23 protein-coding genes are annotated in these 21,988 nt (G+C 35.7%); 9 read left to right on the forward strand and 14 right to left on the reverse strand.

Annotation, left to right across the window (positions count from 1 at the left end; all coding sequences use genetic code 11):
- Positions 1-61 precede the first annotated feature (61 nt).
- Both J3U14_RS00580 and recD read left to right on the forward strand, forming a co-directional pair.
- Positions 62-1,639 carry a DUF4139 domain-containing protein gene (locus J3U14_RS00580; protein ID WP_267351582.1) on the forward strand — a complete coding sequence of 526 codons (1,578 nt, stop codon included), beginning with the start codon at positions 62-64 and terminating at the stop codon, positions 1,637-1,639.
- 24 nt (positions 1,640-1,663) lie between these two features.
- On the forward strand, positions 1,664-3,511 hold the full coding sequence (gene recD, locus J3U14_RS00585) for an exodeoxyribonuclease V subunit alpha (RefSeq protein ID WP_267351581.1): 1,848 nt from the start codon (positions 1,664-1,666) through the stop codon (positions 3,509-3,511).
- A gap of 60 nt (positions 3,512-3,571) precedes the next feature.
- On the opposite strand, the gene J3U14_RS00590 is transcribed toward recD, so the two are convergent.
- The 12 genes from J3U14_RS00590 to trxB all read right to left on the reverse strand — a co-directional run bounded on the left by J3U14_RS00590 (position 3,572) and on the right by trxB (position 15,336).
- Positions 3,572-4,297 carry an amino acid ABC transporter ATP-binding protein gene (locus tag J3U14_RS00590; RefSeq protein WP_065559141.1) on the reverse strand — a complete coding sequence of 242 codons (726 nt, stop codon included), beginning with the start codon at positions 4,295-4,297 and terminating at the stop codon, positions 3,572-3,574.
- Positions 4,294-4,995 (reverse strand): ABC transporter permease subunit, encoded by a 702-nt coding sequence (locus tag J3U14_RS00595; protein WP_267351580.1) that lies wholly within the window; start codon positions 4,993-4,995, stop codon positions 4,294-4,296. The genes J3U14_RS00590 and J3U14_RS00595 overlap by 4 nt, the downstream gene beginning before the upstream one ends.
- Before the next feature lies 1 nt (position 4,996).
- Positions 4,997-5,731: an amino acid ABC transporter permease gene (locus J3U14_RS00600; protein ID WP_065559143.1), complete on the reverse strand. Its 735-nt coding sequence runs from the start codon at positions 5,729-5,731 to the stop codon at positions 4,997-4,999.
- A gap of 151 nt (positions 5,732-5,882) precedes the next feature.
- Entirely contained in the window at positions 5,883-6,791 is a 909-nt protein-coding gene (locus J3U14_RS00605) for a glutamate/aspartate ABC transporter substrate-binding protein (protein ID WP_267351577.1), read from the reverse strand.
- 219 nt (positions 6,792-7,010) lie between these two features.
- On the reverse strand, positions 7,011-8,558 hold the full coding sequence (gene lnt / locus J3U14_RS00610; protein WP_267351576.1) for an apolipoprotein N-acyltransferase: 1,548 nt from the start codon (positions 8,556-8,558) through the stop codon (positions 7,011-7,013).
- On the reverse strand, positions 8,551-9,423 hold the full coding sequence (corC, locus tag J3U14_RS00615) for a CNNM family magnesium/cobalt transport protein CorC (protein ID WP_267351574.1): 873 nt from the start codon (positions 9,421-9,423) through the stop codon (positions 8,551-8,553). Before corC ends, lnt begins: the two co-directional genes overlap by 8 nt.
- Before the next feature lie 105 nt (positions 9,424-9,528).
- Positions 9,529-9,993 (reverse strand): rRNA maturation RNase YbeY, encoded by a 465-nt coding sequence (gene ybeY / locus J3U14_RS00620; RefSeq protein WP_267351572.1) that lies wholly within the window; start codon positions 9,991-9,993, stop codon positions 9,529-9,531.
- A 14-nt stretch (positions 9,994-10,007) separates the two neighbouring features.
- Positions 10,008-10,478: a 23S rRNA (pseudouridine(1915)-N(3))-methyltransferase RlmH gene (rlmH, locus tag J3U14_RS00625; RefSeq protein WP_267351570.1), complete on the reverse strand. Its 471-nt coding sequence runs from the start codon at positions 10,476-10,478 to the stop codon at positions 10,008-10,010.
- Between the two features lie 4 nt (positions 10,479-10,482).
- Positions 10,483-10,800: a ribosome silencing factor gene (gene rsfS, locus J3U14_RS00630; protein ID WP_065559148.1), complete on the reverse strand. Its 318-nt coding sequence runs from the start codon at positions 10,798-10,800 to the stop codon at positions 10,483-10,485.
- Between the two features lie 225 nt (positions 10,801-11,025).
- Positions 11,026-12,657 carry a heme ABC transporter ATP-binding protein/permease CydC gene (cydC, locus tag J3U14_RS00635; protein ID WP_267351568.1) on the reverse strand — a complete coding sequence of 544 codons (1,632 nt, stop codon included), beginning with the start codon at positions 12,655-12,657 and terminating at the stop codon, positions 11,026-11,028.
- A complete protein-coding gene (gene cydD, locus J3U14_RS00640) occupies positions 12,651-14,366 on the reverse strand; it encodes a heme ABC transporter permease/ATP-binding protein CydD (protein WP_267351566.1) in 1,716 nt (571 codons plus the stop codon). The genes cydC and cydD overlap by 7 nt, the downstream gene beginning before the upstream one ends.
- Before the next feature lie 16 nt (positions 14,367-14,382).
- Positions 14,383-15,336 carry a thioredoxin-disulfide reductase gene (trxB, locus tag J3U14_RS00645; protein WP_267351564.1) on the reverse strand — a complete coding sequence of 318 codons (954 nt, stop codon included), beginning with the start codon at positions 15,334-15,336 and terminating at the stop codon, positions 14,383-14,385.
- 392 nt (positions 15,337-15,728) lie between these two features.
- Between trxB and J3U14_RS00650 the strand changes: the two genes are divergently transcribed.
- Positions 15,729-15,920: a hypothetical protein gene (locus tag J3U14_RS00650; RefSeq protein ID WP_267351562.1), complete on the forward strand. Its 192-nt coding sequence runs from the start codon at positions 15,729-15,731 to the stop codon at positions 15,918-15,920.
- A gap of 65 nt (positions 15,921-15,985) precedes the next feature.
- Here J3U14_RS00650 and J3U14_RS00655 read toward each other — a convergent pair whose 3' ends face one another.
- Together J3U14_RS00655 and J3U14_RS00660 are read right to left on the reverse strand one after the other, a co-directional pair.
- The gene (locus tag J3U14_RS00655; RefSeq protein ID WP_267351560.1) at positions 15,986-16,636 is read right to left on the reverse strand and encodes an NAD(P)H-dependent oxidoreductase; all 651 of its coding nucleotides are present in this window, start codon (positions 16,634-16,636) and stop codon (positions 15,986-15,988) included.
- Positions 16,637-16,644: 8 nt separating this feature from the next.
- Positions 16,645-17,907 (reverse strand): AmpG family muropeptide MFS transporter, encoded by a 1,263-nt coding sequence (locus J3U14_RS00660; protein ID WP_267351559.1) that lies wholly within the window; start codon positions 17,905-17,907, stop codon positions 16,645-16,647.
- 226 nt (positions 17,908-18,133) lie between these two features.
- Here J3U14_RS00660 and J3U14_RS00665 point away from each other — a divergent pair, with 226 nt between their 5' ends.
- From J3U14_RS00665 to rplI, 6 genes are all read left to right on the forward strand, one after another.
- The gene (locus J3U14_RS00665) at positions 18,134-19,123 is read left to right on the forward strand and encodes a 2-hydroxyacid dehydrogenase (protein WP_267351759.1); all 990 of its coding nucleotides are present in this window, start codon (positions 18,134-18,136) and stop codon (positions 19,121-19,123) included.
- A gap of 55 nt (positions 19,124-19,178) precedes the next feature.
- Positions 19,179-20,252, forward strand: coding sequence for a lytic murein transglycosylase B (gene mltB, locus J3U14_RS00670; protein WP_267351558.1), 1,074 nt, complete (start codon positions 19,179-19,181; stop codon positions 20,250-20,252).
- Between the two features lie 343 nt (positions 20,253-20,595).
- Positions 20,596-20,979, forward strand: a complete 384-nt coding sequence (gene rpsF, locus J3U14_RS00675) for a 30S ribosomal protein S6 (protein WP_065559156.1) — start codon at positions 20,596-20,598, stop codon at positions 20,977-20,979.
- Entirely contained in the window at positions 20,966-21,271 is a 306-nt protein-coding gene (gene priB, locus J3U14_RS00680; protein WP_411596968.1) for a primosomal replication protein N, read from the forward strand. Before rpsF ends, priB begins: the two co-directional genes overlap by 14 nt.
- 4 nt (positions 21,272-21,275) lie before the next feature.
- Positions 21,276-21,503: a 30S ribosomal protein S18 gene (gene rpsR, locus J3U14_RS00685; RefSeq protein WP_025314965.1), complete on the forward strand. Its 228-nt coding sequence runs from the start codon at positions 21,276-21,278 to the stop codon at positions 21,501-21,503.
- A gap of 22 nt (positions 21,504-21,525) precedes the next feature.
- Complete coding sequence (rplI, locus tag J3U14_RS00690) at positions 21,526-21,975, forward strand: 50S ribosomal protein L9 (protein ID WP_267351555.1); 450 nt, start codon at positions 21,526-21,528, stop codon at positions 21,973-21,975.
- The last annotated feature ends 13 nt before the right edge of the window (positions 21,976-21,988 follow it).

Consider the following 21,988-nt stretch of genomic DNA (forward strand, 5'->3'; position numbering starts at 1 on the left):
GTCCTCGGGAATAGTTCAATTAAATGAAAAATCTAAATTTATTATAAACAAAGGAAAAACAATGAAAAAATTATTATTATTAAGTGCGTTAATATCAAGCAACGTATTAGCCGCTAATGACGTGATACTCAATAAAGTAACGTTGTTTCTAAAAGGTGCTGAATTACAAGGTCAGTCAACTGTTTCATTAACCAAAGGTGAAAGTGAAATAGTATTAACAGGTATTGCTAATGAGGTTAAACCAAATACAATCAATGTAGGTTTTGGTAATAATAGTGATGTCCGAGTATTATCTACATCATTTAATGATAAATATCTGGCTAACATTCGTAACGCCGAAGATATTCAATCAATTATTGAAAAACAGAAACAATTACAAGAAAAGCGCGATACAGTAGAAATCCAACTCAAAGCTGTTAAGGAACAAATTTTGCTTTTACAAGGTAACCGTTTAGATACTTTAGCTAAAAAAGGACCTGATGACTTAACAGCAATGAAAAATGTATTAGATTTTGTGAAAACTAATATGACCACATCGTTAAATGAACAAAATCGATTACAAAAAGAAGTCGTTCAGTTAGACGAGCAGATAAGCGAATATCAAAAACAACTAGATGAAAATCAAACTAACAATGGAAAACTACACAATGCCGTTATAGTCAAAGTCGCTTCTGACAAAGATATAACGCTACCTATCACGCTTTCATATATCACAACTAAAGCAGGTTGGGAACCAGCTTATGATGTGCGAGTAGCGGATATCAATTCGCCACTCCAATTAACATATAAAGCAGAAATCCACCAAAACACTGGTTTAGATTGGCAAAATGTTGATTTTAGTTTATCGACATCTAATCCGAGCAAAGATATTACTCCACCAGTTTTTAATCCATGGTATATTGACGTTTATAATGAAAAAAGCGGTTTATTTTTTTCCAGCTCTGAAAAACAAGAGTACTATGAACGTGACGCCAAATCGAAATTGGTTAATCCTAGTCAAATTGGCAATGTTAATACATTAGGTATCAATACCCAATTTGATATTAAATTACCTTATACAATTAAAAACGATAGTAAAAATAACATAATCACATTACAAACCAAAGATGTTAAAGCAAATTACCAATATGTTTCAATGCCTAAATTTAATAATAACGCATACTTACTAGCGCAAATAAATGATTGGGATAAGCTGAATTTATTATCAGGAAAAGCCAATATCTTTTTCAGTGGTAATTTTATGGGGGAAACGATGATTTCAACCAAAAATACTAAAGGCTCATTGGATTTTTCATTAGGGCGTGATAAAAATATCTTAGTTTCCAGAAATCGTAATATAAAAGAGACCTCGACGCCTACATTATTTGGTGATGATGTTTCAGAAAAATATGCTTATACTATTGAGGTCAAAAATACCAAAGCGTTGCCAATAAATATTATTGTGAAGGATCAACTACCTGTTATCTTAAATAAAGCGGTAACACTTAATGATACCAAATATGATGGCGCAAAATATGACAAACAAACCGGATTATTAACGTGGCAATTCACCTTAAACCCAAGTGAAAGTAAAAACCTTAATCTAAGTTTTAAAATCACTTATCCAGATGGTAAAGAACGAGATATATATGGTTTATAAACCGAATAAAACAAAGTATAAAGTATGTTAATTACATGGTTAGAACAATTTAAGCAAAATAGTCAGATCAGTTTATTAGATCTTCATTTGGCTCAATTTTTGGTTAATAAAATTGATTGTGAAGATGAAGTCATTGCTAAACGTTTTGCTTTTTTAGTTTTATCCTTAAGTATGGAAGTAAGAGCAGGGCACGTGTGCCTTGATCTTACTCGATTAGAAAATATTGAGCCACAAATCTGGTCAGAACTTAATTCACCGACGAATAACGATTGGGTTAATGTACTTAAGTTAGCGTCTAATAAACATGTTGTCAGTTTTGGCGATCAACTAGCACCTTTAGTTTTTATTGAAAACAAACTCTATTTTCAACGCATGTGGTTAGATGAACGTTTTGTTGCGCGCTATTTCAATCAAACTCAATTGGATATTACGCCAAACATCAATTTAAAAAAAATACTCGACCAACTATTTTCTCACAATAACGCAAGTATTGACTGGCAAAAGATTGCTGTTGCTGTTGCATTAACACGAAAAGTTGCCATCATCTCTGGTGGGCCGGGTACAGGTAAAACAACTACCGTAGCTAAAATTCTAGCTGGAATAGTATTAAACAACCCGGCAACACGAATCGTAGCAGCTGCGCCAACCGGCAAAGCAGCATCTCGATTAACAGAATCATTAGGGCGAGCAATTGAACAGCTATCTTTTGAATCATTAAATATTAAAACCGAAGCAGTAACACTTCATCGACTATTGGGCGCAAAAACTGATAATCGCTCGTTTAGTTATAACAAGAATAACCAATTACATATCGACGTTCTTGTAATTGATGAAGCCTCAATGGTTGATCTCAATATGATGGCGAGAATTATTGAAGCCCTACCTGCTTCTGCTCGACTAATTTTATTAGGTGACAAAGACCAACTTTCATCAGTTGAGGCCGGAGCGGTCTTTGGAGACTTATGTCACTTTATTTCAAATGGGTACAGCCAATCAAGAGCCGATGAGCTAAGCAAGTTAACCGGCTATACCATCCCAATTACGAACCAACCAGTAACAACAATTGCTGATAGCATCTGTTTACTGAAAAAAAGTTATCGATTTAACGAGTCATCCGGTATTGGATTGTTAGCAAATGCAGTAAAAGAAGAGCAGTATCATAATGTTAAAAAGCTACTTGCTGATAATACTTTACAAGATGTTAGTTATTATGAACTTTCATCACGTCAAACCTACCAAGCGCTTTTAGAAGACTGTGTTGAACATTATAAAGATTACTTAAATGCCATTAGGCATCACTCAAATAATGATATAGCTGCTGTTTTGGCTAAATTTGCTCAATGCCGTTTATTATGTGCTGTACGTGAAGGAAAATTTGGCGTAGAAGGATTAAATAAACAAATTGAACTGCTATTAGCTAAACATAAATTGATTAATTTAAAGCAACGTGAACAATGGTATATCGGTCGACCAGTTATGATTTTACGTAACAGCACATCGTTAGGTTTATACAATGGTGATATAGGAATTACACTAAATGCAAAACATGATAGTTCTAAATTGCGAGTCTATTTTCCTTTTTCGGATGGCATAATTAAAGGCTTTTCACCTTATCGACTACCTGAACATGAAACAGCCTATGCAATGACAATACACAAATCACAAGGTTCTGAATTTGATCATGTAAATATAATACTACCTACTGAATTCTCACCGTTATTAAATCGCTCTTTACTTTATACTGCAATCACTAGGGCTAAAGAGTCAGTATCCATTTACGCTGATACAAAAATTTTAGAGCGGGTAGTTAAAAGTCAAATACATCGGGAAAGTGGATTAGTTAAACAAATAACAAATTATTCGCAAAAGTAAAAGAATTAAAAAGTAGATTAAGCAAGCACCAACTAATAATAGCTGGTGCTTTTTTATATATTAATGAATAATCTTCGCTAAAAAGTCTTTAGCTCGATCTGATTCTGGGTTACTAAAGAATTGCTCTTTAGATGTATCTTCAATAATCTCGCCAGCATCCATAAAGATAACACGATGTGCCACTTTTCGAGCAAAGCCCATTTCATGGGTCACCACCATCATGGTCATGCCTTCATAAGCTAGTTCGACCATGACATCTAACACTTCATTAACCATTTCAGGATCAAGTGCTGAAGTCGGTTCGTCAAACAACATGACAATTGGATCCATACAAAGTGCACGTGCAATGGCAACACGCTGTTGTTGACCGCCAGAAAGTTGCGCAGGATATTTGTTGGCATGTGCAAGTAAACCAACACGATCTAACAATGATAATGCTTTTTCACGCGCTTCTTTTTCAGATCGTTTTAACACTTTGATTTGAGCTAACGTCAAATTCTTTAAAATCGTTAAATGTGGGAACAGTTCAAAATGCTGAAACACCATCCCGACTTTAGAGCGTAATTTTGCTAGATTAGTTGATTTGCTGGTCACTTCAGTGCCATCAATAATAATTTTACCCTTTTGTACGGGCTCTAAACCATTAACCGTTTTAATCAGCGTTGACTTACCTGATCCAGAAGGACCACAAACCACGACAACTTCACCTTTACCAACTCGTGTAGTACAGTTTTTTAATACCTGAAATTGTCCATACCATTTTGATACATTTTCTAAGGAGATCATCGACTTATCCCTTTTTTGAAATAATTAACTAAACATGAAGCAGTAAAACAAATTATAAAATAAATTGCTGCTGCAAAAATAATCATAGAATATTTGACTGTGCCGCCTTGCACACTACCAATTTGAGTGACACTTGCACCAAACAGGTCAATTAAGCTCATTACATAAACCAAAGACGTATCCTGGAATAAAATAATTCCTTGAGTTAACAGTAATGGAATCATTGATCTGAATGCTTGAGGTAAAATAATCAAACGCATGGATTGGCTTTTTGTCATTCCTAAAGCATAAGCAGCATGATATTGACCTTTAGCAACAGCGCTAATTCCTGCTCGAATAATTTCAGAATAATAAGCGGCTTCAAAAAGCGCAAAAGCAATCATAGCCGAAGCAATACGCACATCTGCATAAGGAGGAAGATTAAACAAATGTTTAATAACCTGTGGTAGTGCCAAATAGAACCATAACAGCACTAATAAAAGTGGAATGGAACGGAATAAATTGACATAGCACTTGGCAAAAACATTCAATATTTTAATATTTGATAGACGCATTAACGCCAGTACCGTTCCCCAAACTATACCAAAAACAACGGCAATAAAAGTAATTTTGGTTGTTAACCATAATCCACTTAATAATAATGGATAATTTTCAATGACCAATGAAGGGATATCGGCAATCCAATTAATTAACTGCATATTATCCTCCTTGACTCATATTTGGTAAACGCATGTGTTTTTCAACATTTCGCATAATGAAAAGAACCGCATAGTTTATCAACACGAAAGCAAGCGTTACGCCACATAACACTTCAATAATACAGTTTGTAGCATCATTGATACGTTCGATTTGTCCAATTAAGTCGATCAACCCAATTGTAGAAGCAACGGATGAATTTTTAATAATATTGGTCATCTCGGAAGTTAATGGCGGAATGATGCGCCGATAAGCATTCGGTAATAAAATATAACAATACGCTTGTCTGTTTGTTAAACCAAGAGCAATTGCCGCATATCGTTGACCTTTTGGCAATGTTTGAATACCTGTTCTTACCTGCTCAGCGATACGTGCAGAGGTAAATAATCCCAACGCAATTGCAGCGGTAATAAACGCACTGATATTAGGGGACAGTTCAGACATAAACCATGTTTTGAAACTTCCGCTTAATAATTCAGGAAATAACATATACCATAAAAACATTTGTACCAATAAAGGAATATTACGGAATAGCTGGACATAGCAAGCAGCAAACTTGTTTAACAGCTTGTTGTCTAATGTTCGGCAAATACCAACCAATGATCCTAGTATAAATGCAATGATCCATGCGGTGATTGCTAACGAAACTGTCACAAAAACGCCATCGAGTAGCCAGTTTAAGTAAATACCGTCTCCATAAGGTGTCGGTTCAAAAAATAGCATCCAATTAAAGCTCATTATGGAATCACAAAGATGTTTCCAAAAGGCTGTAAAAGGTTCCAAAGCTAGTATTCGATTAAAACTCATAATATATTTAATTCACATAAATTAGATTATGTACTAAATGTTTTCACATTTAGTACATGGGATTAGAAAGAGAAGAAAAGTGTTAATCTAATGCTTTATCATTAGGATTTGCAAATAACTCAACCATTTTTGGTGAAATTTCAAGTTCCATATTGGCCCCTTTTGGTGGCACAGGTTGAGTGAACCATTTGTTATATGATTCTAATGCTTTTCCGGATGTTTGAGCATCAGCAATTGCTTTATCCATTAATTGCTTAAATTGGACATCACCTTTTCTTAACATACAACCATAAGATTCATAAGAAAGTGGTTCGCCAATAATTTTCCATTCACTTGGATTAATGGCACGAGAACGCTCTCCTGCTAATAATGCATCATCCATTAAAAATGCTGCTGCTCGACCGGTTTCAAGCGCATTAAATGCATCACCATGATCTTTTGGTGTAATAATACGAATATTTAATTTTTCCTTATTGTTGATTTGATTTAAACGAATTTCTGACGTTGTTCCAGCTGTAGTTACAACGTTCTTACCTTTAAGGTCTTCAATACTATTGATATTGCTATCCGCTTTAACTAAAAAACGTGTACCAACAATAAAGATGCTATTTGAAAAACCAACCGTTTTTTGACGCTCAAGATTATTGGTTGTTGAACCACATTCAAAATCATATGTGTAGTTATTCAGTAATTGTATACGTGTCTTAGAGGTAACCGGTAAATATTTTACTTTAAGATCAGGCATATTTAACTCTTTTTTGACGGCGTCAACAATCAAGTTAGAGTAATCTTGTGAATAGCCAATCACTTCTTGGTTTTTACCATAGTAGGAAAATGGAATAGAAGATTCACGATGACCAACAACAATCACACCACTATCTTTAATTTTGGCTAATGTGCCAGTCAGTTCTTCAGCAACTGCTGAACCACTTATTAGACCTAACATTGCAAATGATAACACTAATTTGGTTAATTTTGTTTTTATGTTCATACTCATCTCCTACTGTTTAATTTGTATCATATTAAATATATTTAATATTTTTACAAAGGGCGTATATTATAACTTATTTTTTACTATAAAAGTACTTTTTACTGTTTATTTATATATCATTGGAGCTAGATGCGAACAATTGTGACCAAAATTTTGTCACAACTGAACGAAGTAATTTTAATCAGAATTAGTTAGATTTAAGCAATAATTATGCCAGTCTCAACATGACTTCCTTTTTTTTATAAAAAAAGGAAGTGTCATAAGAAGCATGATAATTAAATAAGGTCTGTTTCCCCATCTTGCATAAGGTGTTAAACCGATTGTAGGGGATAAGGTTTGAGATAACACTGATGTTTCAAATTGGGGTAATTGTTGGATGATTTTACCATGATGATCGATAATGGCTGTGATGCCATTATTGGTACTCCTTATCAAAGGACGACCAAACTCTAATGCTCTGGCTTGTGCCATTTGAAGATGTTGCTTAGGCCCAATACTGTCACCAAACCAAGCATCATTAGAAACGGTCAGTAAAAAGTCAGTATCAGCTGAAAAATTTTGCCACATTAAATCAGACAAAATTACTTCATAACAAATCACAGTAGTAAATTTAAACCCTTTCATTATTAATGGTGCTTGCTTTATGTCACCTGATTGCATCGATGACATGGGAATACCCAATAGATTCGTAATCGGTTTAAGTACGGCTTCCAATGGAGTGAATTCACCAAATGGCACTAAGTGGTGTTTTTGATACCGATTATTGGTTGGATATTCATAAGGTGTTTTATCACCTAATACCAGTAGCGTATTATAAACATTACCGTCATCATCATATCTTCCTCCATTGAAACGATAATCGATGATACCAACGGCGATTTCTGTCTCATTTGCTCTGGCTTGATTATCAAGATACTGCAATAATGATTGTTGATTTATTTCAAAATCTGTAATACTGGCTTCTGACCAGATAATGATTTTATCTTTTCCAAAATTTGCTTTGGTTAATTTGGTATAGGTATCAATAGTTTGATTTAGTTGTTGATGAGTCCACCTTAATGATTGTGCTATATTACCTTGTATCAACGCAAAATTAGCTACTCGGTGATTATCTACCTTAGTCCAATTGATCTGATTGAATAAAAATGGTGCAATCGAGATCGTAAAAAGTGCAATTAATGCACCAAAAAAGTGCTTTGTGAAAGCTTTTTGTTTAAGTCTAAACAAACAATATGTTATTAAACTACTTAAAATGGTGGTTAATAATGTCACACCATTTATACCAATAAGGGGAAAATAAGCTCGTAATGGGCTGTCAAGTTGACTGTAACCTAACTCAAGCCATGAAAAACCAGTTAAAATATAACCACGTAAAAATTCAGTTAATTGCCAAAAAATAGGAGCAGCAAAGACTAGCTGTTTCAATGAAAACGGCGGTGCAAATCGTTTTAAGCAGCTAAGTAATAGCGCAAAAAGCATTGGATAAAGTGACAGGTAAAGGATCAAAAATCCTAAAATAATTAATGCCACAGATGATGGCAATTCGCCGTACTGTTTGATACTAATATAAATCCAATGCACACCGGCTGTAAAATAGCCGATTCCCCAGCAAAATCCTATCAGCATCGCTTGCTTTTTAGACTTATCAGCTAGAAGCCATAACAGTCCTGCAAAGGATATAAATGCTAAAGGCCAAATATGAAAAGGAGCATAGCTAAAAACAGCGATACTCCCGAAAATTATAGCTAATGCCAGATGTTTAAGCATTTTCAGATAACTCTAGATTAGGAACGGTTGCCCCTTCAGGAATAGTGACATGAAGCTGAATGATCCGTCGACGATCGGCAATGGTCACTTTAAATTGATAACCATCAATAGTGATACTTTCGCCTCGTAAGGGTAAACGTCCAAAATGTTGCATGACTAACCCCCCAATGGTATCCATTTCTTCATCACTAAAATCGGTTTTAAAAACATCGTTGAAGTCTTCAACAGGTGTCAGTGCTCGAACAGTATAGACTTGAGGGGATAAGCGACGAATATCACGATCTTCAATTTCATCAAATTCATCTTCGATATCACCAACAATCAACTCTAAAATATCTTCAATGGTGACTAAGCCCGAAACACCACCAAATTCATCGATAGCTATAGCCATATGATAGCGTTCCATTCGAAACTCTTTCAACATATGATCAACACGTTTGCTTTCTGGCACAACAACAGTAGGGCGTAAAATTTTTTTCAGATCAAAATTATCCACACCTTGACGAATAAACATAAGAAGATCTTTAGCTAACAAAATACCTTCAATGTGATCTCTATCTTCACTTATGACAGGATAACGAGAGTGTCCATGTTCAGAAATAATATTCAAACACTCATCAAGCGTGTAATTATCTTTAATTGTTACAATTTGAGAACGAGGAATCATAATATCGCGAACACGCTGTTCTGCAATATCCATTACTCCCTCGATCATGTCGAGAGTATCAGGATCAATCAGTTCGTTTTCTTCGGCTTCACGAATTACTTCAATCAGTTCTTCTTTATCTTTGGGCTCTGAATTGAATAACTGACTTAACCATAAAGTAAACCCTTTTTTAGGGCTCCGGTGATTATCATCACTCATTTGCTTGATTCCTTAGTTATTTTGCATGATGTAAATTATTCTTATACTCAGCTTAGTTAATGTGAATTATAAATTGAATGAGAATAGTGTAATGATTTGTTTTAATTAGTCAATGGGTTGATAAGGATCATCAAATCCTAACTGTTTCATAATATCAATTTCGATACTTTCCATTTCTTCTGCTTCTTCGTCAACAATATGATCATAACCGAGTAAATGCAAACAGCCATGCACTATCATGTGAGCCCAATGCGAAATTAATAATTTATGTTGTTCTTGTGCTTCTTTTTCGACGACTTGTTTACAAATAATGAGATCACCTAAAAGTGGCACTTCAATATCAATTGGCGACTCAAAAGGAAAAGATAACACATTGGTCGGTTTATTTTTTTGTCGATAGGTATGATTTAATTGTTGGCTTTCAGCTTCATCAACAATACGAATCGTTATTTCTGCTTGATCCATAAATTGAGGCAGAATAACGTTTAACCACTGCATGATTTGTTGTTCAGTGGGAAGGCGATCAGTTTGTGTTGTTGCTACTTGCAGATCTAAGATAATTTCACTCATGATAAACTCTGTCATTATTCACGATGATAAGGATGATTAGTGGTTAAACTCCAAGCTCGATACAGGCTTTCAGCCACAATAACTCGAACAAGAGGATGAGGTAAGGTAAGGGGGGATAATGACCAGCTTTGTTCTGCTGCTGCTTTGCAAGCTGGTGAAAGTCCTTCAGGCCCACCAATTAATAAACTGACATCACGTCCATCTGTCTTCCAACGTTCCAATTGCTCGGCTAAATTATGAGTAGTATAAGGTCTACCGGGAATGTCTAGCGTGACAATACGGTTACCTTTGCCACAAGCACTAAGCATCGATTCGCCTTCTTTATCTAAAATACGAACGATATCGGCATTTTTAGTACGTTTTCCTGCCGGTATTTCGATTAATTCTAAAGGCATATCTTTCGGAAAACGAAAGCGATAATCATCAAAAGCAGTTGTGACCCAATTAGGCATTTTAGTGCCTACAGCAATGAGCTGTATTTTCACCTAATTAACCCCAAAGTTTTTCAAGTTCGTAAAGTTGACGACTTTCTTCTTGCATGATGTGCACAATCACAGAATCCATATCGACAACAACCCAGTCAGCATCACTTTGTCCTTCACTACCTAAAACAAGATACCCATGCTTTTTAGCTTCATCAATTAAATGCCCTGCAATTGAAGACACGTGACGATTTGATGTACCGGTGCAAATGACCATATAATCAGTAATACTTGATTTACCTTTCACATCAAGAATGACAATATCCTTGCCTTTTAAATCATCAATTTTATCTGTAATGAAATCTTGTAATGACTGTTGCAAAATAAACTCTCTATCAATCTAAATAAAGCACTAGTATAACATATTTTAAAAATTGCAGTGTAGATAACCATTAGGCAAAAGTTATCTTACAAAAAATTTAAACATCTTAACTGGTTTGTCACGTATTCAAGTTTGACTGTTTAAAATGTTAAACAGTCACAAAATGTACGTTCTCTAAAAATTTATCCTAAAAAACATATAAATAATAACACTATGTTACACGCTAAGTTAGAGCGAAATTACTCGATCAAATAACGGATTATCAATTAAACGATGTGTTACCATAAGTAAAGTTTTACCTTTACAGGATTGTTGGATAAGTTTAATGATCTGCTGTTCCGTTTGTTGATCCAAGCTTTCGGTTGGTTCATCCATTAAAATCAAGGGTGAATGATGCAGTAATGCTCGAGCAATCCCAATACGGCGAATTTCACCACCCGATAACGCACGCCCACCTTGCCCAATAAGTAAATCGAGACCTTTTTCCGTAATAAGTAATTTATCCAGCTCAACTTGATGTAAAACATCTATCAATTGCTGATCGGTAGCCTGCTCATTACCAATCAGCAAATTTTGCCGTAACGTATCGCTAAAAATGGTAATAACTTGCGGAACGACAGCAATAGCTTGGCGAAGTGTTTTTTCATCCAACTGGTTAATAGGGGTATCATTCAAATAGATTGACCCCGAATTGGGTTCCCAAATGCGATTAATCAGATTGAGCAGTGTTGATTTACCTGAGCCGGTTTTACCAATCAACCCAATATGCTCACCAGATTCAACCGTTAACGAAAAATCCTTTAATATGATAAAAGGTTGATTTGGATAACTAAAATTAACTTTATCAAATTGTAATTTAGCCATTGTCAAATCAAGTGTTTTACCTTCTTTCACAAAGGTAATTTCAGGTGTTTGACTAAAAATAGCCGTTATACGGGATGCCGAAGCGATGATTTGCCCTAAAAATATAAAGGCATTAGGAATGGGCATTAAAATTTCTGCACTGGCAAGACAAACAAATACAAATAAGGCAACTAATGGCGAAAGTGTATATTGAGTGATCAGCCATAATACCAGCAGTGTTAAAAAACCTGAGATTAATAAAATTAATGCACTCGATAGCGCCACTAATGTTGATTGACGTTGTTGATTACTAAGCCACTGTGATTCAAGTTCATCAAGTTTATCACGATACTTTGCTTGGGCATTAAATAAAGTGAGTTCAGCTTGTCCTTGTAAATAGCTAATCAGTTGTGAACGATAATCGCTTTGCTGTTTTGCCAATGTCTCGCCTAATTGTTTACCGGCATAATAAAAAATTACAGGTACAGTAAGCAAAGTCAGCGTGAGAATAATGGTAATGATGAGCGCAATGGGTAGATTAATGTAACTTAATCCGATAAATAAAATTGCGATCATTATCAATGCAGTTACAATGGGCGAAAAAAGTTTTAAATAAAGATGATCAAGCGCATCGATATCGACAATAAATCGATTAAGCAGATCCGCTTTTTGATATTGTGCTAATTGATTGGCACTTAATGGTAATAGTTTGCGAAAAGCTAATGTCCTTAAGTAAGCAAGAATTTTGAAGGTTGTATTATGATCAACTAAACGCTCCATATAGCGTGCTGCCGTTCGGGTAATCGCTGCTGCCCGCACCCCAGCAGCAGGAAGCATATAATTGAAAGAATACAAACCAGCTACCCCCACAAAAGCGGTTGACGCTAAAAACCAGCCAGATAAAGAGAGCAAAAACACACTTGCAAACAGGGTGAGAATCGATAAAGATAATCCAATTAAGATTTGCCAAAAATAGTGTTTATACAGAGCAATGTATGGACGCAAAATTGCTAGCATGTGATCTCCTTAACGTTACAATTTAATTGACCATGAGCCAGTTGCCAAACTTGATCTGCGTACTGCATATCGTCCGACTGATGGGTAATTGTAATCGTATTAGGGGCAATATTATGTCGTTCTAAATGATTAATTGTTTCTTGATCTAAGCTTGCTGTAGGTTCATCTAAAATCAATAATTGGCAAGACTTTAGCATCGCTCTGGCTAAAGCCACGCGCTGTGCTTGTCCAATCGATAACCGGATAGCATCTTCGCCAATAAGGGTATCTAATCCTTCAGGCAGTTTAGCTACAACGTCAATAAGCTGTGCTTTACAAATGACAGCTTGAAGTTCTTCATTACTGGCAAGCGGATTACCAAGTAAAATATTATCTCGTACAGAACTATTAAAAAGATAGGGATGTTGACCAATCCAACTGACTTGTTTTTGCCAATCAGTGATATTTAACTGATTAAACTCAATCCCATTGATTTTTAATGAGCCTTGATAAGGCAAAAAACCAAGTAAAACTTGCATTAACGAACTTTTCCCCTCGCCACTGGTTCCTATTAATGCTAATTTAAAAGGCGCCTTTAGCGAAAATGATAAAGGGCCAACAATAGGGTGTCGCTCATTAGATAACACGATTAAGTTATCTGCTTCAATAGATTTTAATGGCTCATTAAAGGGAATCGATTTTACTTGATGTTCAGCATTTATTGATGAATTTTCATCATTTAAAAAAGATTCAATATTATCAGCGGCAGCAATAGCTTCGGCTTTCGCATGATAGTAAGTGCCTAAATCACGTAAAGGCTGAAAAAATTCTGGCGCCAAAATTAACGCAAAAAAACCAGCGAAAAGCGTGACTGTGCCATTATAAGAACCAAAATCAAACTCGCCTAAATAAGAAAATCCAAAATATACCGCCACAATGGCGATTGAAATCGAGGTAAAAAACTCTAAAACGGCAGAAGACAAAAAAGCGACTTTTAAAACTTGCATCGTTTTAACGCGAAAATCTTCGGATGCACGCTTAATCTCTTGAGCTTGTTTTTCGCCTTGATTAAACAGCCGAATGGTATTTAGACCTTTTAATCGATCTAAAAAATGACCGCTTAGATAACTCAATGCTTTAAAGTGGCGACGATTAATATCCGCAGCACCCATACCCACTAAAATCATAAAAATCGGAATTAATGGGGCTGTAGCGAGTAAAATAAGTGCTGCTGCCCAATTAAAAGGGAAAATTGCGATACAGATTAAAATAGGTACCATACTCACTAAACGCATTTGCGGTAAATAGCGGGCAAAAAAATCTTGGAGATTATCAACTTGTTCAATAATTAATGTACTCCATGCACCGGTGGTGCTTCGATTTAGATAGGCAGGGCCCAATTTTTCAAGCTGATTGATTAATTGATGACGAATCTGTTTTCTAACTTTTTTGCCTAAAATAAAATTAATTTTCTCTCGTAAATAAAGTAAACCAGCGCGGACTAAAAACACAATAACCAAACAACCAAAATAAGGCAAAATGTCAAAAAATCTGTGTTGCTCAATAATTAACTTTTGTAAGATCGTCGCTAACAAAGCCGCTTGAAAGATCACAAAAATGGTTAACAAAAACCCGGTTAAAGTCGAGACACGCAAGTCAGATTTATATCCTTTTGCATGCTGCTTTAGCCAATTTAATAAATAAGTTTGACGTTGTTTATCTAATGACATGAATATCAATATTTTTCTATTTTAAATTATCTAAATAGTGTTCTGCATCCAATGCCGCCATACAACCCGTACCTGCCGAAGTAATGGCTTGCCGATAAATGTGATCCATCACATCGCCTGCTGCAAAAATTCCTTCGACACTGGTTTGTGTTGCTCGCCCTTCAGTACCTGATTTGACTTTGATATAACCATTTTTTAACTCAAGTTGTCCTTCGAAAATCTCGGTATTTGGTTTATGACCTATGGCGATAAAAACGCCCATAACAGCGACTTTTTCACTGATATTGGGATCTTGAGTACTTAGTAACCTGACACTCGTTACGCCCATATTGTCGCCCAAAATTTCATCAACAATGCGATGAGTATGTAAAATCACTTTTCCCTGTTGTACCTTTTCGTGCAATCTATTCATTAATATTTTTTCTGCTCTAAAGGTATCACGACGATGAATTAAGTGAACTTCACTTGCAATGTTAGCTAAGTAAAGTGCTTCTTCGACAGCTGTATTACCGCCACCGACGACAGCCACTTTCTGATTACGATAGAAAAATCCATCACAAGTCGCACAAGCTGATACCCCTTTACTTTTAAAAGCTTCTTCAGAAGGCAAGCCTAGATATTGGGCAGACGCACCCGTTGCAATAATCAATGCATCACAATGATATTCTGTTTCACAGCCATAAAGCTTATAAGGCTTACTGCTAAAATCGACACGATCAATTTGATCGAAAATAATCTCTGTATTAAATCGTTCGGCATGTTCTCGCATTTTGACCATTAATTCAGGGCCTGTTAAATCAGGTGCACCTGCTGGCCAATTTTCGAGTTCTGTTGTAGTGGTAAGCTGTCCGCCTTGCTGTAATCCGGTAATTAAGGTAGGGGAAAGGTTAGCACGTGCGGCATACACCGCTGCGGTATATCCAGCTGGACCAGAACCCAGTATTAACAAACGTACATGTTTAGTCTTCATCTTTAAAATCCTTACTCATTTTTGTTCTGGCATCTTATTGTCAATTTTCGTGCAGAAAATTTTTTAATTACTGACAGCCAACAAACAGTCTACCAATTGATATTAACGATATTTCTGGCTCACAAGTCTATCATTATCGATCTCATTCTGGCAAAAAAATTGATTATTGTAGCGATAGGTAGACACAATATATTTATTTAATTGGTTAAAATGCGATTATCTTTTTCTTTTCGGTTTTTTTAATTGAATTTAAGTTTTTTAAAACAACATTTGTTTTATTTTTATCTTTTTTGCCTTTAAAATGTGTTTTTTTCTTATTCAAAACCTGTTACTTATTTTGATAACTATTATTCATTATTTTTAAAGATGAAATCCTAGCAAGATGGAGGGAAATGAAAGTGAATAATCCTTCAAAAGAAAACGTAGAAGCCGTACTACGAAAAATCAATTGGGCGCAAGAAATATTAACGTCATTACAACAAAATATTACCGATCCACAAATTGGCAATATTTTATCTGGCGTGGTGTTTATTATGGATTCGGCATCAACAGATGCCGAAACCTTATACCAATCGGTTAAATAAATTCGGTGTTGTTTTTTTCATTTTGTTCCTTCCGTCGCCATTAGGCACGGAAGTTTTTTTTAATTTTATAAATACGTTGTAAGATCTTTTAGTGGCCAGCGAATTTTTGCTGTTGGCTCTTTTAATCGATAACCAAACGCTAAACCAAGTCCAATACCATAAGATTCAGCACTAAATTGCGGCATATATTTTTCAAGTATTTGCACAATTTTGTCGTATTCAAATCCCCCAATAGCACACGAATCAATACTTCGATACGCTGCCGCTGTTAGCATATTGGCACAAGCAAGATAATCTTGCATTTCTGACCAATGATTAACGGTTAATCCATTTGCTAAACCATGCTCATAAAAATTGATGAAATATTGACTTGCCGTATCGATTGCAGTTTGATCATTAGCATTCGGTAATCCACGGGCGACGGTACGACGCAAATACTCACTTTGTAATGTAAAATTATTGGCTTTACGATAAAGCACAATGACAAAATGTGAACAACTAGTTACCTGTTCTTGATTGTAACAAGCAGCACGTAATTCCGTTTTGATTTTATCATTATCCACAACGACAAAATGCCAAGGCTCAATACCAAAAGAAGACGGTGATAATCGACCCGCTTCTAAAATGTATTCCATATCAGCCTGAGCGATTTTTTTCGTGTCATCAAACTTTTTACATGCATGCCGAAAATTTAATGCTTGAGTTAATTGATCCATATTCTCTCCTAAGTTTTTTTATTCCATGGCGCAACTACAAAAAGTAATAACATTCCTGGTATAGCAAGAATCGTACATAAACCATAAAAGGATGTCCATCCTAAATCTTCAACAAGGATACCAGTAGTAGCATTAATTAACGTTCTAGGAATGGATGCAATACTAGTAAATAATGCAAATTGCGTTGCGGTATAAAGTGGGTTAGTAGTTTTTGCAATAAAAGCAACAAAAGCAGAGGATCCAAGTCCAACACCAAGGGCTTCAAATCCAATTACAAGTGCTAATAAAACTTTCTGGAAAAGGGCGATTTCAGTAAAAGGGCCTTCAATTGAAAGCCAAGCAAAACCTAATATTGAGACAACTTGTACAAAGCCAAAACACCAAAGTGCTCGATTGATGCCAATTTTTATCATTAAAATTCCACCGACTAAAGCACCAAATACACTTGGCCATAACGATGCATTTTTAGCAATTAAACCGATATCTAATCGATCATATCCCATTTGTAGATAGAAAGGCGTTGCTAACGAGGTTGCCATACTATCACCTAATTTATATAAGAAAATAAAGGCTAAAATCAAAAGCGCTTTAATCACTCCATTACGTGTAATAAATTCACTAAAGGGTTTAATAATAATATCTTCAATGGAATGGGTTTTAGGGGTATAACTCTGAGGTTCTTTAACTAAAAGCGTCATAATAACAGCTGGAATCATAAAGAGTGCTGTAATAATAAAAACACTGCTCCAAGGCAAATAGCTGGATAAAATTAATGATAGCGAGCCAGGGACTAGACCTGCTATACGATAAGCATTAGTATGAATACTATTACCTAATCCTAACTCTTGGTCTGACAATAATTCACGTCGAAAAGCATCAAGTGAAATATCTTGCGTGGCAGAAAAGAGAGCAATAATGAATGAAATACTTGCAATCAACCAGATGTTTAACGAAGGAGAAAAGCATCCTAGACTGGCAATGGAAATCACTAATATAATTTGTGAAATAAACATCCATCCACGGCGTCGTCCCAAATTAAATAAAGCGATGTTATCCATAAAGGGTGCCCAAACAAACTTAAAAATATAAGGTATTTGAGTTAAAGTAAACGCGCCAATTGTTTTGATATTGACTCCTTCACTATCAAGCCAAGCGGGTAATAATTGCAATAAAAGATAAAAAGGTAGGCCTGATGCGAATCCAGTAAAAATACATATTAGCATTTTAGTCGTGAAAATGGTCTTAACAATGGAGTCTTGCTTTCTATTCATTATTTAACATTATTGGTTAGTTTTTTAGCAAAGTGCTATCATAACATATCATTGTCAAAATAATCACTAAGGTCAAAGCAAACAATTCATTCATAATAGCATTGAGCTGAAATTATTTTATTTAGGTTTACAATGTCTGTATAGTTTTAATAAAACTATAAAAAACAGAGACAACTAAACATGCGTTAATCACCATGAACAGAGGTGCAAAAAAATGAAACATTCAATCAAAATTGCGGTTTTCAGTAGTAAACACTATGACAAAGAACATTTAGAGATTGCCAATAAAAAATTTGGTTTTAATATCGAATATTATGATCATAAACTCAGTCATAAAACAGCAGTCACAGCACAAGGTTATGATGCCGTTTGTGTATTTGTTAATGATGAAGTTGACAAAACCGTTTTACAAAAACTTGCGCATTGTGGGGTAAAAATCTTAGCGTTACGGTGTGCCGGATTTGATAATGTTGACATTGCTGAAGCCAAAAAATTAGGCATTACGGTTGTTCGTGTACCAGCTTACTCACCTGAAGCAGTAGCCGAGCATGCCGTTGCACTCATGATGACGCTTAATCGACGTACTCACAAAGCCTACCAACGGACTCGCGATGCGAATTTTGCCCTTGATGGCTTAACTGGATTTAATATGCATAATCGTACCGCAGGCGTGATTGGTACTGGTAAAATTGGACAAGCAGTGATCCGAATCCTAAAAGGTTTTGGTATGAATATTTTAGCTTATGATCCTTTTCCAAATGATATTGCAGTCGAATTAGGTGCGCAGTATGTCCAACTTGATGAACTCTATGCAAAATCCGATGTGATTACGCTTCACTGTCCAATGAGCCCTGAAAACTATCATCTACTTAATAAAGATTCATTTAAAAAAATGAAAAATGGCGTCATGATTATTAACACCAGTCGTGGTGGATTACTTGATGCGACAGCCGCAATCGATGCCTTAAAGCAAACCAAAATTGGCGCATTAGGAATGGATGTTTATGAAAATGAACGAGACCTCTTTTTTGAAGATAAATCGAATGATGTTATTTTAGATGACGTGTTCCGTCGATTATCATCGTGTCATAATGTGATTTTTACAGGGCATCAAGCTTTTCTAACGCAAGAAGCCTTATTGAATATCTCCGAAACCACATTAACCAATATCAAGCAGATTTCTCAAGGGCAACCTTGTCAAAACATTGTTGAATAGCATGAAATACATTATTATGCTGTTTATTATTTAACTCTTTAAATGTGGATGGGTTATGCAACGTATTGTCATTTTATTCAGTATGGTATGGTTACTTGTTGCTTGCCAAAGTAACAACTCGACAACATCGCCGATGCAACAACATCGAGGTCAATCAAATGTAGCGGGTGGTGTTTATCTTGAAAAAGAGCATGATCTTGTCATTGTCAACGATGCGCCATTGGCTATTGAACAAGAAAAGTTTATCGATAAAATGGTCAATAAACATGGCTTTGATCGGGAACAACTTCGAGAAGTACTAGCACAAACCACAAAACTTGATTGGGTTATAAATTTAATGGACAAACAAGCACCACAGTCGGGGCCTTCGACTGGCCCTAATGGTGCTTGGATCCGCTATAAAAATAAATTTATCACGCCTAGCAATCTGCCAAGAGGAGTAGAGTTCTGGCATAAATATGAAAAAGAGTTAGCGCAAGCTTATAAAGAGTATGGTGTTCCACCTGAAATTATTGTCGGTATTATTGGTGTTGAAACAGGGTGGGGTAGAGTCATGGGAAAAACAAAAATTATTGACGCACTCTCGACACTTGCTTTTTATTACCCAAGACGCTCGGCCTATTTTGCTAAAGAGTTAGAAGATTACTTAATTATGTGTCGAGATGAAGGTGTTGATCCTTTTGATTTAAATGGATCATTTGCTGGGGCAATGGGGTACGGTCAATTTATGCCATCAGCATTTAGAAATCATGCGGTGGATTTTAATCATGACGGTCATGTTGATTTGTGGGATCCGGTAGATGCGATTGGCAGCGTTGCCAACTATTTTAAAGCCTATGGTTGGCAAAAAGGAAAAAAAGTGGCTGTAAAAGCCGATGGACAGGCATTATCGCTTGAAACAGGGTTTAGTACCAAATATTCGATTGAAAGATTGGCCAAAGCAGGATTGAAACCACAAAGCACATTAGATGGCAATAAACAGGTTAGCTTGTTAAGGCTTGATATGGGGAATCGTTATCAATACTGGTATGGATTACCTAATTTTTATGTCATTACCCGTTATAATCACAGTAGCTATTATGCAATGGCAGTATGGCAGTTAGGCTTAGCCGTAAAAGCGGCAAAATAAGATTACAACATAAAGATAAACAATAAATGTTTTGCTATATTCAGGTCACCAAAGGGTGACCTTTTTAATTGGTAAAGAAACCCAAGAATGAAAATATGATTAGACTTATCAAGAATTATTTAAGAATTTGCTTGAAGTATTCCATAAATTTATTGTTATCAAACAATTATCATCAGTATTAGTCTGGCACAAAAATTTATTAAACTTAACATATTCATTTGTCAATTATGGTCAGTTGATATATAATGCCCCGTCGATTTCAACCGCCAAATTTTCATGTTCCTTGCTTTCAATGGGTTGCGGTTGCCCCGACAGAAAGCTGATTAATCCGTAGGGAGCGATAATGCGTCATTACGAAATTGTTTTTATGGTTCACCCAGATCAAAGTGAACAAGTACCGGGTATGATCGAACGTTATACTGGTACATTAACGACTGACGGTGGAAAAATTCATCGTTTAGAAGATTGGGGTCGTCGTCAATTAGCCTATCCTATCGAAAAACTGCACAAAGCACATTATGTGTTAATGAATGTTGAAGCGACTCAAGAAGCTGTTAACGAGCTTGAAGATAACTTCCGTTTCAATGATGCAGTCATTCGCAGTTTAATTATGCGTACTAAACATGCTGTAACTGAAACTTCACCAATGTTAAAAGCTAAAGATGAGCGTCGTAACGCTGAAGAAGATTTTAGCGAAGTAAACATGGACGATGATTCCGAAGAATAATCGTTTGGTGTTATCGGGTATTGTTACCAAGACCCCGATAAGAAAAATCAGTCCAAGTGGAGTGTCACACTGCCAATTTTATTTAGAACATGTTTCTGAACAAATTGAAGCAGAACTCACAAGGCAAGCATGGTGTATAATGCCCGTTATTGCCAGCGGACAACAAGAGTTAAGTTACATAAAAAAAGGCAGCAAAGTATTAGTGAGTGGCTTTATTAGTACACACACTAAACGTAATCAAACAAGTCAACTTGTGTTACATGCTGACCAAATTAAACTATTAGGAGAATAGCCAAATGGCACGTTATTTCCGTCGTCGCAAATTCTGCCGTTTTACTGCAGAAGGCGTTAAAGAAATTGATTATAAAGATGTTTCTTTATTAAAAAGCTATATCACTGAAAGTGGTAAAATCGTACCAAGTCGTATTACTGGTACTAGCGCAAAATATCAACGTCAATTAGCTCGCGCTATCAAACGCGCTCGTTACTTGGCATTATTACCATATACTGACAACCATCAGTAATTAGCAACAGAGGGAACATATAATGCAAATTATTCTACTCGATAAAGTTGCTAATTTAGGCAGCTTAGGTGATCAAGTTAATGTTAAAGCGGGTTATGCGCGTAACTTTTTGATTCCACAAGGTAAAGCAGTACCTGCGACTAAAAAGAATATCGAATTCTTTGAAGCGCGTCGTGCTGAATTAGAAGCAAAACTTGCTGAGACATTAAAAGCCGCAGAAGAGCGCGTTGCTGAAATTAATGCACTTGGTAAAGTGACTATTACTTCTAAAGCTGGTGATGAAGGTCGTTTATTTGGTTCTATCGGTACACGTGATATCGCTGATGCGGTTAAAGCTCGTGGTATTGAAGTATCAAAAAGCGAAGTTCGCTTACCAAATGGTGTATTACGTAACACAGGTGAGTTTGAAGTGTTATTCCAAGTACACAGCGAAGCTTTTGCTAAAGTTATTGTTGAAATTATTGCAGAATAATTATCTTCAAATC

The sequence above is a fragment of the Gilliamella sp. B3801 genome, assembly GCF_026536645.1.
Taxonomy (GTDB): Bacteria; Pseudomonadota; Gammaproteobacteria; order Enterobacterales; family Orbaceae; genus Gilliamella; species Gilliamella apicola_I.